Annotated in this window: 7 protein-coding genes; 2 read left to right on the top strand and 5 right to left on the bottom strand. The window is 53.9% G+C overall.

What is annotated here, in order from left to right; genetic code table 11:
• Window positions 1-290 precede the first annotated feature (290 nt).
• Entirely contained in the window at window positions 291-2,120 is a 1,830-nt protein-coding gene (locus tag AC0V6L_RS09400) for an alkyl/aryl-sulfatase (protein ID WP_486154013.1), read from the bottom strand.
• 112 nt (window positions 2,121-2,232) lie between these two features.
• Complete coding sequence (locus tag AC0V6L_RS09395) at window positions 2,233-3,831, bottom strand: GMC family oxidoreductase (protein ID WP_486154012.1); 1,599 nt, start codon at window positions 3,829-3,831, stop codon at window positions 2,233-2,235.
• A 225-nt stretch (window positions 3,832-4,056) separates the two neighbouring features.
• Here AC0V6L_RS09395 and AC0V6L_RS09390 point away from each other — a divergent pair, with 225 nt between their 5' ends.
• The gene (locus tag AC0V6L_RS09390) at window positions 4,057-5,115 is read left to right on the top strand and encodes an AraC family transcriptional regulator (protein WP_486154011.1); all 1,059 of its coding nucleotides are present in this window, start codon (window positions 4,057-4,059) and stop codon (window positions 5,113-5,115) included.
• 695 nt (window positions 5,116-5,810) lie between these two features.
• Window positions 5,811-7,331: a spinster family MFS transporter gene (locus tag AC0V6L_RS09385; RefSeq protein WP_486154010.1), complete on the top strand. Its 1,521-nt coding sequence runs from the start codon at window positions 5,811-5,813 to the stop codon at window positions 7,329-7,331.
• A gap of 219 nt (window positions 7,332-7,550) precedes the next feature.
• Here the strand turns inward: AC0V6L_RS09385 and AC0V6L_RS09380 are convergent, their stop codons facing one another.
• From AC0V6L_RS09380 to AC0V6L_RS09370, 3 genes are all read right to left on the bottom strand, one after another.
• Window positions 7,551-8,660 (bottom strand): TonB-dependent receptor domain-containing protein, encoded by a 1,110-nt coding sequence (locus AC0V6L_RS09380; protein WP_486155094.1) that lies wholly within the window; start codon window positions 8,658-8,660, stop codon window positions 7,551-7,553.
• Complete coding sequence (locus tag AC0V6L_RS09375) at window positions 8,561-10,108, bottom strand: TonB-dependent receptor (RefSeq protein ID WP_486154008.1); 1,548 nt, start codon at window positions 10,106-10,108, stop codon at window positions 8,561-8,563. The genes AC0V6L_RS09380 and AC0V6L_RS09375 overlap by 100 nt, the downstream gene beginning before the upstream one ends.
• A 456-nt stretch (window positions 10,109-10,564) precedes the next feature.
• Window positions 10,565-11,197 carry a TetR/AcrR family transcriptional regulator gene (locus AC0V6L_RS09370; protein ID WP_486154007.1) on the bottom strand — a complete coding sequence of 211 codons (633 nt, stop codon included), beginning with the start codon at window positions 11,195-11,197 and terminating at the stop codon, window positions 10,565-10,567.
• Between the last annotated feature and the right edge of the window lie 69 nt (window positions 11,198-11,266).

Raw genomic sequence — 11,266 nt, 5'->3', positions numbered from 1 at the left:
ACTACATCTGTCAAAGCCTGAGCCTCGACCGCTCTCTTCTTCGGAACAGTAAGTGCGAGGCCTCCGCCCGATCGTTCTTGCAGCGCACCGGACTAACCACCTGCCTCAACTCCCAATTTCGTCCATCGGCCGATGGCGCAAACTGTAATGTAAGTTGACGGTCTGCATTTGCTTGGCTCGCTTTTGGAATCGGACGTTTAGCTCGCGGCACAAAGGCAGGTCGGCCCCCGACCACACACATGCGTCGATGCGCTTCATTCATAGACAGCTCTGGACGAATGAAGAAAAATCTATGGCCGAACAATTTCAAACCAGAATTCCGGCTCCTCAATCAGCCGGAAGAAGCCGAAAACCGTCGCAGCGTCACCAGTGACAGATGCGCTGCCTTCGCCAAGGAGCGCGGGAAGTGTTTTCTGCTTAGTGTTGAGCGCAACCAAGGCCTCGCTTGTGATCTGCAAAGTCGGCGCGTCAGCGTCACTGTGTCCCATCCGGTAATGCAAAGTCCCATTGCTTACGAACAGCAGCGCATGCTCACCTGTATCCCCGACACGAAAGTTGAAAGTCCGATCCTGCTTTGCAGCCTCAGGCCCATTCAGTCGCACGCCAAGGAACTCAAAAAACAGATCCAGTGGCAAAGCACGGATCGTGTCGGCCGAGGCGGTGGTTGTTGCTGGTAGATCCGCAACTCCATCGCGCAGCTCTTTGGCACCCGTCAGATAGAAATTGCGCCATGGCCCGCTTTCTGCCTGGTAGGCGAGCTGCGTGTAGACTTCCGCTAAGAGCTCGGCGGCCTCTGTATTATCGGGCTCTGCAAAAACCAGATGATTGAGAGCCGTTGCAGTGTAACGCAATTCACCATTGGCAAAGTCGGCGCGCGCCTTGGCAATTACAGCTGCAGCCCCGCCCGCATATTCCACAAATTTACGTCCAGCCTCAGCAGGCGGCACCGGATCAAGATTGGCTGGATTGCCGTCAAAATAGCCGAGATAGAGCTGGTATTGCGCCTTTACGTTGTGACTGACCGAACCGTAATAGCCGCGATTGGGAAACTGGCTCGCCAGACCTTCGGGGAGGCTTAGCATTTCCGGAATTTCGTGGATCGTGTGCCCCTGATTGGCAAGGCGCAGCGTTTGATCATGAATATAGCGGTAAAGATCGCGCTGGCCTGACCAGAATTCTAAGATCTCTTCATTCCCCCAAGTGGGCCAATGGTGGGAGCCAAATGAAATGTCGGTTTTATCGCCATAAGTGTAGACTACTTGGTCGATATATTTGCTCCAACTCAGCCCATCGCGCACTTTTGCACCCCTCGGAGTGTAGAGGTTGTGCAAAGTGCGATTGATGATTTCCGCCTGACAAAATGCTTTGAATTGAGGGAGGTAGAACATAAACTCGGTTGGCGCTTCTGCGCCGCGAGTAAGCATGAACTCAAACTCGATGCCATCGATTTCCATCGTCTGGACAGATTGATCGATAATGTGGGTAGGCGCGATCATACCCGCAGAACCTCTGGAGATACCGGGGCCAAGACCAACGCCGATCTGCGCCTGTGCTGAACGAGGAAGAAGCGAGCCGAACATATAGGATGCACGCCGCGCCATTGCGTTACCGGCAAGAATATTCTCGCTGACAGTTTCCCGCACAAACCCTTCAGGCGCAATGACTTTTACGCCATTGGCAACATCATCATCGCTAATAATCCCGCGAACGCCGCCATAATGATCAATGTGAGAATGAGTAAAAAGAACCGCGACGATCGGGTGCTTGCCAAGCTCTTGCTCGACCAATGCGAGAGCGCGTGCGGCCGTTTCCTTTGTGATCAGCGGGTCAACCACAATCCAACCGGTTTCCCCGCGGATGAACGTGACATTGGCCAGATCATATCCGCGCACCTGGTAAATGCCTTCAGTAACTTCAAACAGGCCATGAATAGCATTAAGCTGCCCCTGCCTCCAAAGCAGCGGATTGGCTGTGCCGGGAGCCTCTCCCTGCATGAAATCATAGGCTGCGTAGTCATAGACCACGCTGCCATCTTCGGCGGTGATTTTGCCTTCGGGAAATGTCGCGATGAAACCGCGTTGAGCGGCTTCAAAATCGGCTCGATCCGTAAAATCAGGCATAGACTGAGATTGCTGAGAGGCGGTCTCTTGAGCAAAGGTCGGTGCGATTAGGCTGGCGGAGCAAGCGAAAGCCAATGTCAAACTTCTAAGGCGCATATTTTATTCCTCTCGTTCAGCCAGCGGCTTTATTGTCTTCTTTGATCATATCGGCAGCTTTCTCTGCGATCATGATAGCCGGAGCATTGGTGTTGCCTGAAATCAGATTGGGCATGATTGAGGCATCAACCACGCGCAGTCCCTCAATCCCATGGACCTTAAGGCGGGGGTCGACCACGGCCATGGGATCGCGGCCCATTTTGCATGTGCCCACCGGGTGATACTGTGTATCAGCGCGGGCTCTGATATCGGCACGCAGCTCTGCTTCATCTTCCTTATCACTGGCATAGAAGGGCTTACCCCGAACGTCATCAAACGCCTTGGATTGCACAATCTGCTGAGCGAGCTTCGCGCCCTTCACCAGCTTTTCCATATCACGCTCATCTTCGAGGAACGCAGGGTCAATCGCCGGCGGAGAAGCGGGGTCGGCATCATTTAGCCATAGCGAGCCACGACTTTTGGGACGAATGACTGTGATATGGAGGCTAAATCCGTGCCCCATATGCAGCTTGCGGCCATGGTCATCCACCACCGCGCGGACCAATACAAATTGGATGTCAGGCGATGGTTCTGTGCGGTCTACATATACAAAACCGCCGCCTTCTGCGAAGTTGGAGGAAAGCATGCCTTTGCGCTCGCGCCGATAGCGAAGAATATCACGAAGCAGACGTATCGAACCGCCCGCTGACACGCCCAGATTGTCTTTAAGCTTTGAATCCCAACTCAGCACATAATCGGGGTGATCTTGCAAATTCTCACCCACACCCGGCAGATCATGCAATTGGGCAATGCGGTGCGGTTCGAGCTTATCCTTGGGCCCAATGCCAGAAAGCAGCATCAATTGCGGAGAGCCGAATGCGCCTGCGCTCAATATCACCTCACGCCGGGCCATAAGCTCTTTGCTTTTCTTCCCATCGCGGTAACGCACGCCAACGGCGCGCTTGCCATCCACAATCAACTTTTCGGCATGGGCTCCTGTGACAACCGTAAGGTTGTCGCGCTCAGTTATCGGATCAAGAAAAGCACGCGCGGTCGACCAGCGCTCGCCATTTTTGTGAGTCACATCATATAGACCAACCCCTTCCTGCGATGCGCCATTAAAGTCCGAATTTCGCGGGATTTGCATCTCTGAACAGGCATTTAAGAACCGTCCATTGATTGAGCCCGGTGAACGCAAGGCTGCGACATTAAGCTCACCGCCCGTGCCGTGAAAATCATCGCCGCCGCCTTCGAAATGCTCGCTCTTTTTGAAGTATGGGAGGACATCATCATAACTCCACCCTTCATTGCCCAATCGCGCCCATGCATTGTAATCTTCTGCGTCTCCGCGGATGTAAATCATGGCATTGAGAGCAGAGCTGCCACCCAAAACCTTTCCGCGCGGCTGATATCCTTTGCGACCATTCAGACCTTTTTGCGGAACAGTTTCAAACGCCCAATTGCGTTTTCTGGTGACCATGTTCCAGATCAAGGCACCAGGTACCCAGACAGACCAATGTTTATGCGTGCCGCCCGCCTCCAAGAGGCAGACCGAGACATCCGGATCTTCGCTGAGCCGATTTGCCAAAGTGCACCCAGCGCTCCCCGCGCCTACGATTACATAGTCAAATGTCATGCGTTGCCTTTCAGACCCAGACGCAGGATAAGAGCATTCCTCGGTTGGTTGCGACAGCGAAAGTGGCAACTCGTCCAAATCGGCCGTTGAAGGCCGAAATCCAATTCAGCGTTCGCTGGGCATCCTCACTCTCCGTGAAGACCTCTACCCTGATCAACACGCAATTTCTTTGCAATTGGCGAAATTTATTTTGCAATTGACGAAACCGGTTTAGGGGCGGTCTCTATGAACCAAAAGGCCGTCAATCCGATGTTCAGCGGCGTAGTGCCTTCCGGCGATTTCAAGCGCGCGGAAGGGTTTAAGGGTCTGCGCGAAGTCATAAGACTTCACGGAGGCGACCCCGCCACCTTGCTTTCTGCGTTTGGCCTGCAATCAGAGATGTTCGACCATGCGGACACGTATGTAAATTATCCCGCTGTCGTTGAATTGATGGAGCACTGCGCCAAAAGCCTAAATGCGCCGTATCTTGGATTGGAAATAGGGCAAACGCATACGATCGAAGTTCTGGGCAAGATGACTGTGCTTTTATCAGCGTGCCGAACAGCTGAAGAAGCGCTCAGGAATGTTGGCAAGTATATGTATGTCCATTCCCCGGGCGGTGTGGTTGCGCTCAACCACGAGCACGGCGGCCTTGCCTCCCTCTCCTACCAAATCAAGAACCCCGGTTTGATCGCTCATAGACAGATCAACGAGATGAGTATGGCGACTTCAATGCGGGTGCTTCAGGGACTTCTTGGACAGCAATTGAAGCTTACACAGGTGCATTTCACCCATCCTAAGCCAAGCTGCAGTGATCAACCCGTCAGAGAGTTTTTTGATGCTCCGATCCTCTACGAACAAGAAGTAGACGCGCTGTTTTTCGCTTCTCATCTGCTCGCAAATCCCGTCTTGCTCGATTCCGCCTCAGTCATTCACTTCGCTCAGCAATCTCTTGACGTTCTCGCCCCGCAAGCACCAAGCGACTTGGTTTGGCATTTGCAAAACTTGATCTTGCAATTGCTGCCGCTGGGTTTGTGCACTCTGAAATCCCTGGCCCATCAGTTCGGTATGAGCGAGCGCAATTTACAACTGAAGCTGAAAGAGCAAGGAACCGATTTCAGGAGCTTACTGCAACAGCAAAGAGAGCTGTTAGCGAGGCAATATGTTGGCGCTACCGCCAAACCCATTTCTCACATCGCAAGCCTGCTTGGATATTCAGATCAAGCTGTTTTTACGCGCGCATTCAAAGCATGGACAGGGAATTCACCAGCGCAATTCCGACGCTCCGCTTTAATATGCGCCTAGAACCCCTGCTTTTGACGGACTCCTCTGATTGCCTGCCTGCCAAAGGGTGATGTCAGCTCAATGCGTACTCGTCTACGCTAGCATAGGCCGCCTTCCCATTTGGGGGCGAACCTCAATGTCAAGATCGCGCATTGCTGAAGGGTGCGACTTGAGGCCGTCAGTGACCACTTCGGAAGGGGTTTTCATGCCATTTCAGCGCCTTCTAGAAAAATCTAAAAGCTGCTGATTTGTCTCGTTTCTTGGTGACGTATCTACCGAGAACCTCGGCTTACTGATCGGCCGCTTGCACGAGGGAATGGGTCTAGCCGTTTATTTTCGCGAACATATCATCCAGGCACCAACGCCCTTGCCTAGAGCGGCGTATCCTGCTGATTCGCTGTTGTTCGATATCTGCCGCATCAGGATGCGAACTACCAATGGCAGCATCAATCTTTGAGAACAGGGCCTGCAATTGGGCCGCGAGCAGAAGGTCAGCCTTAGCCATTAACCCATTCAAGACCGGACGGTCTGCAATCGGCTCATGGTGGGAGCACCGGCTATAGCCGAATTCTTGGGACGGAAAGCAAAGTCCAAATCATCAGGCTTTACCCACGGCTCAAATACGTAGAGGGTGCGCTCAGCAATGGAATGCTGCGTGGTGACAGCGCCGAGAGCCACTCGGCCTGATATCGACGAATGCTGTTTGGGAGAAATTGATGGCCGAAGCGACTATGCACGCACAGACTGGCGCTGCGCCAGCGTCCGAGGGTTTCGGTTCGCCAGGCTACCGCGCCTATGTCCTGATCGCGCTGCTCATCGTTTATATCTTCAATTTCATCGACCGCACGATCATCAATATCCTGACGGAGCCGATCAAGCTTACTTTTGGGCTGGAAGATTGGCAGATGGGCTTGCTTGGTGGGCCAGCTTTTGCAGTGCTTTATACCTTTATCGGCATCCCAATCGCGCGCGGCGCTGAACGGTATAACCGTGTGCTGATCATCGCATCTGCCGTCGCGGTGTGGAGCTTGTTCACGGCTCTGTGCGGGTTTGCGATGTCATTTATGATGCTGTTTCTGTTTAGAATTGGGGTCAGCATCGGGGAGGCAGGATGCACACCGCCTGCCCAATCTCTCATTGCGGACTATTTCGCTCCGACCCGGCGTGCAACAGCAGTCTCCGTCTACGCTTTGGGCGTGCCGCTGGGCGGAATGCTCGCCTCGGTTTTTGGCGGTCAGCTTGCAGGACTAGAAGGCTCACAAGTCGGGGCTTGGGTAAACGCAATAGGCCTTGGTTTTCTGTTCGGAGACCTCGATTGGTCCCAAGTGGAAGGCTGGCGGGTCGCATTTGTCGTATGCGGTGTGCCAGGTCTGCTCTTGTCGCTGATTGTATGGCGTTCAATTAAAGAGCCACCGCGTGGCTACACCGATCCCGCTGCGCTTCAGGGGCTTGAGAAAGCAAGCTTTAGGGAGGCTTTGGCTGTTTTGGCCAAAAAACCAGCCTATCGCCACATCGTATTCGGCGCGACGCTTGCTTCATTCGTCGGTTATGGCGTGGGCCAATTCACCACATCGTTCTTGCTGCGCACCCACGGCCTTACAATCCAGGACGCTTCACTGCTTTACGGGGTTGTGCTAGGCCTGATGGCGGCGATTGGCGTGTTCAGTTCAGGATGGCTAGCTGACAGGATATCCAAAAAACATCCCAATGCGCTCTCGTGGTTGCCTGCTATTGGCATGGGGCTTTCCGTGCCGCTCTACGCATTTGGTTTTCTTATGCCCAATCTGTGGTTGGCAGTGCCGTCTTTGATGATTGCCGCGATGATCCACTATTTCTACCTTGGGCCAATGTATGCTGTATCAGGCGGAGTAGTTGACAGCAGGATGCGCGCAACATCGGTTGCGATCACTTTGTTTGTGGTCAATTTGCTCGGCTACGGCCTTGGCCCGCCTGTCATCGGCGTGCTCTCGACATATTTGAAAACGATGTTCCTCGATGGGCAAGCGCTTGGGCTTACGCTTGAGACGTGCAAGCCGCTGCTTTCGCTTGGGGCTGAGGCAAAGACGGCGCTCGGCGGTACACAGCTGGAAGCCATGAAAGCCTGCTCCAGCGCGGAGGCACGCGGACTTCAGTGGTCCATTGTCATTTTCAGCTGCATTTATGGCTGGGCAGCGTTGCATTACCTGCTTGCGGGCAGAACGCTTCAGCGCGACATGGTCGTATCATCCGCATCTTGATGGACCCATTGGCTATCTAAGCTGACGGTGGGCGATTTTGCCCAAGCGCCCATTCATGCGGGAGGCTTTTGGCCAGCGCTCTTTCTGAGAGGGCCTCAGCGGCCGGGGAGGCGGCGCACCTATTCACGATCCTGGCGGTCAACCAGTGCCAAAAATGGGAAAGGTGGCCGGTATATTAGCCGACCACCCATTCAGCCCCTGCGGAGATTTGAGCCGAGATCAGAACTGAGTACGGACCGTCACACCATATGTGCGCGGATCTTCAAGAAAGGCACCGCGTGAACGCGCCCCGGCAACCCCGCGTAGCGGCGTGTTGAACGTGACGTTGCGGGTTTGCTCGTTGAAGATATTGTTACCCCAGAACTCAATGGTGAAGATCTCGCTTGGCGTGGTGAAACCGACCCGTGCGTTGGCTTTGACATTCGCACCTTGAATATCAAACGGCAGCAGAATGTCCGACCCCACTTCGGTCGCTTGCGTGCTGGTCCGGCGGGAAGATTCATAGCGCAAGTTGAAACTCGCTGCCATTCCCCAACCGGAATCGGTGATGAGGCTTTCATAAACCATGCCCGCATTCATCACGAACCGAGGTGCGTTCGTCAGATCGTTTCCGCACAGATTTGCCGCCTGTGGCAACGGATTTGGATCGCCAGCAACACAATCGGTTGGATAGCGCGCGTCCGAGTAGGTCATAGCTGTGTTGATCGCGATCTCATCGCTTGCCTGCATCTGGAATTCCAGCTCGGCCCCGGTGCTCTTTGCAGATGGCACGTTAAAGGTTTGGAAGGCGACGCCGGTAAACTCAAGCACCTGAAAGTTGCTGAGGTCTTGATGGAAGACAGCCAGGTTTGCGGTCGCCCGGCCATCAAACATGGTCGCTTTAAGACCAAATTCATACGCATCAATCGTTTCAGAAGCGAAACGTGGATCGAGCCCGCCGACACTGGCAGATGCATCAAGGTTGTAGCCACCCGATTTATAGCCGTGGGTAAAACTCAGATAGGTGTTCACGTCTGGCGACGCTTCCCATGCGATTTTACCAGTGTAGATAAGCTCGTCATCGTCGAATTGGTCAAATGCGCCGCCTTGTGCGCCATTACCAAAGGTTAGCGGCAATCCAACAGCGCCCGGTACATCAGCCGGAACCGCGAAGACAAAGCACAATAGACCGTTGAGCCCTGTCGCACCGAAGGCTGGATTGGTTACCGAGCAGGGCTCGTTCTGAGCCGCTAGCTGAGTGAAGGCGCCTCTTTTCTTGTCGTCGGTATATCGAAGGCCAGCTGTAAGGCTGAGCGTATCGGTGATGTTGAAGGTGTTATGCGTGAAGATTGACCAGCTTTCTGCATCTTGCGTGAAGACGTTTTGCGCAAAAGCGCCGGTAAAATCGACATCGGTGAGCGCATTCGGATTGCCCGCAAGCCCCCTGTGGCAATAAAGGCCAGCGTATCCACGCTAGGCTGTCCGATAGCTGTCAGGAACGAATTGATGTATGCCTCATAATCCGGACCGAGCCCAAGGCTGCCTTCGGGATTTGTAGAGATTTGCTCATCGGCGTAGTACAGACCAACCAACCAGTCCAAGCCGCCGTCAAAAGCTTCACCTTGCAAGCGAAGCTCATGCGTGATGGTTTCGACCTCGGTGAGATTTGGAATGTTATTTGGATTGTTGAAAATGGAATCGCCAGTGCCGACCGAAAAGACAGCCAAACCGATATAGTCGGTACTACGCGCCGTGAAGGCGTCAAAATCACGGTAAGATCCGATATAGGTCAGCGACGCATTGTCGCTGAGATCCCAGTTCAATTCTGCAGAAAAGCCCAAGTTGTCATAGCCGTTTGCGAGGTCGCTTGTCGTGTTGTTCAAGCGGTCGAAATATATGCTTCCTTGGTTGTCCGGGCTTCCAATGAAAGGTGCCCCGCCATCAGCCGGAAGGCCATTGGCCAAGAACGCAGCCCCGCTGGCGAACAATTCGGATTCGCGAACAAGCACAGCAGCGCAACAACTTTCATCGGCGCTTGCAAAATCGGCAATAAAGCGCAGGCTGACATCAGCCGAAGGCTCCCAGTAAACCTGTCCGCGAAGCGAGTAACGGTCGCGGTTGTTCTGGTCCTCGCCCAGCTGGTTGGTGAGCAAGCCATCGCGCCTGCGATAAGCACCCGACACGCGGACCCCAAGGGAGTTTTCTACAAGTGGAAGGCTGACACCCGCCTGCACGTTCATGAAGTCGAAGTTACCGTAGCTGGCATTGGCGAAACCTTCGATCGCATCAAGCGCGGGCCTCTTTGTAGTGATGTTCAGCGCACCGGCCGAAGTGTTCCTGCCAAACAGGGTGCCTTGCGGCCCGCGTAGGATCTCAACCCGTTCAACATCGACGAGATCGCCTAGTGCCGCGCCTGGACGCGATAGATAAACACCATCAAGAAAGACCCCGACAGCGCTTTCCAAACCAATGTTGTTACCAGTGGTGCCGACACCGCGGATACGGATCGTTGTACCACCGGTTTCTGTATCGGATGAGTTTAAATTGAAACTCGGCGATACAGCTGCCAAGCCCCGAACATCCGCAATCCCCTGGCGGTCCAAGTCTTCGGTGCTGACGGCAGTAACAGCGAGCGGAATTTCCTGAAGGTTTTCCGCACGGCGGGTAGCCGTCACGATAATTACGCTATCATTCTCGTCCGGCGCTTCCAGCGCGTCCGCTCCCTGCGCGAATGCCGGTGCGGTGAACGAACTGCAGGCCATTAGGCCAGCAGCGTATGCTGCTAACTTGCGTGTCATAAATTTTCCCCTCTCCAACTCCGCTCGACTTTTTGCCGATGCGAAACTCCATCTTGATGAGCGCATATTCAGGGCTCAAGGGGGTAGTTGTATAACCATTATCATTTGACTAGCAAGTGACCCTACGTCTCTCCGGGGTTAGGAGACACTTGGCTTGGGACGGCAGATTTAGGCTTTTCATCGGGCTGGGAGGCCGTCTAGGGTATGTGCTCAGCCGTTTAACACGGGTTGATATGGCCTCCCCGTCTCGCCTTCATCTAAAGTCCGGATGTTTACCCATTGCTTGCCTCGGGGGAATGGCGAGATCATTTTCTGGCGAGCGACCTGCCCGTCGATAGATTGCTCAGCACCTATAGGTTGGACCAGATCAACAAGGCTGTAGCGGATCAGCATTCAGGCAAATGCATCAAGCCAATCCTATCTTTCGAATAGCTGCACGAGCCAGCCATATTCCTCTCAAGCGGGGGCCAGCGCTTTCTTAATTGCCGCGAGCGCAGCTTGAGTCACTGACTGCAAATCCCCTGCCGGCTCAAGCAGAGATTGCATGACGACGCCGAGCATCAGACTGCCCACTACAGTGGCAGCCACCTCGGGGAGCAAGGCGGTGTCGATATTGCCTTCGTTTTGTCCCTGTTCGATAAGCTGCGTCAGATCATTCCTGGTGAGACTATGACTGTTGAAAAAGAACTCCTGACGCTCGCGCCGATTGGCTAGGGCGTCTGCAAACAACATAAAATGCGCGTTGATCTGATTGTCATGGAGTATTCGCTGGAACAGCGAGTCCACATAGTTTTCGATCTTTTGCAGCGCGCTGTCATCTGATTTGAGGCAGGCAACAAATTCCACTCGTCCTGTCTCAGCAATGTCTTCCAACAAAGCCGAAACGAATTTCTCTTTTGATCCGTATTTTTGCGTGACCAGGCTGCGGCTATATCCGGATATCTCCCCAATCCGCTCGAACGTAACAGCCTGATATCCCTCGGTAACGGTGATTAGAGCGCCCGCATCCTTAAGCGCTTTATCGGACCGCTTCCGGCGCAAGCTTTGCGGTTCTCGTTTCTTCAACTCAATCCTTTCCTGCGGCGCCATGTTGCAACGCTGCTCGCTTAGAGGGCGACCACTAGCTTGGTAGCAATCGTCATTGCAAATTCAGACACC

This window comes from Erythrobacter sp. JB1-15, assembly GCF_057365035.1.
This window is presented reverse-complemented; position numbering and strand designations above follow the sequence as displayed.

What these genes read in the sequence shown, in the direction of transcription:
- AC0V6L_RS09400 (WP_486154013.1), bottom strand. Translation starts at nt 2,120, where the DNA reads ATGCCTGATTTTACGGATCGAGCCGATTTTGAAGCCGCTCAACGCGGT.
- AC0V6L_RS09395 (WP_486154012.1), bottom strand. Translation starts at nt 3,831, where the DNA reads ATGACATTTGACTATGTAATCGTAGGCGCGGGGAGCGCTGGGTGCACT.
- AC0V6L_RS09390 (WP_486154011.1), top strand. Translation starts at nt 4,057, where the DNA reads ATGAACCAAAAGGCCGTCAATCCGATGTTCAGCGGCGTAGTGCCTTCC.
- AC0V6L_RS09385 (WP_486154010.1), top strand. Translation starts at nt 5,811, where the DNA reads ATGGCCGAAGCGACTATGCACGCACAGACTGGCGCTGCGCCAGCGTCC.
- AC0V6L_RS09375 (WP_486154008.1), bottom strand. Translation starts at nt 10,108, where the DNA reads ATGACACGCAAGTTAGCAGCATACGCTGCTGGCCTAATGGCCTGCAGT.
- AC0V6L_RS09370 (WP_486154007.1), bottom strand. Translation starts at nt 11,197, where the DNA reads ATGGCGCCGCAGGAAAGGATTGAGTTGAAGAAACGAGAACCGCAAAGC.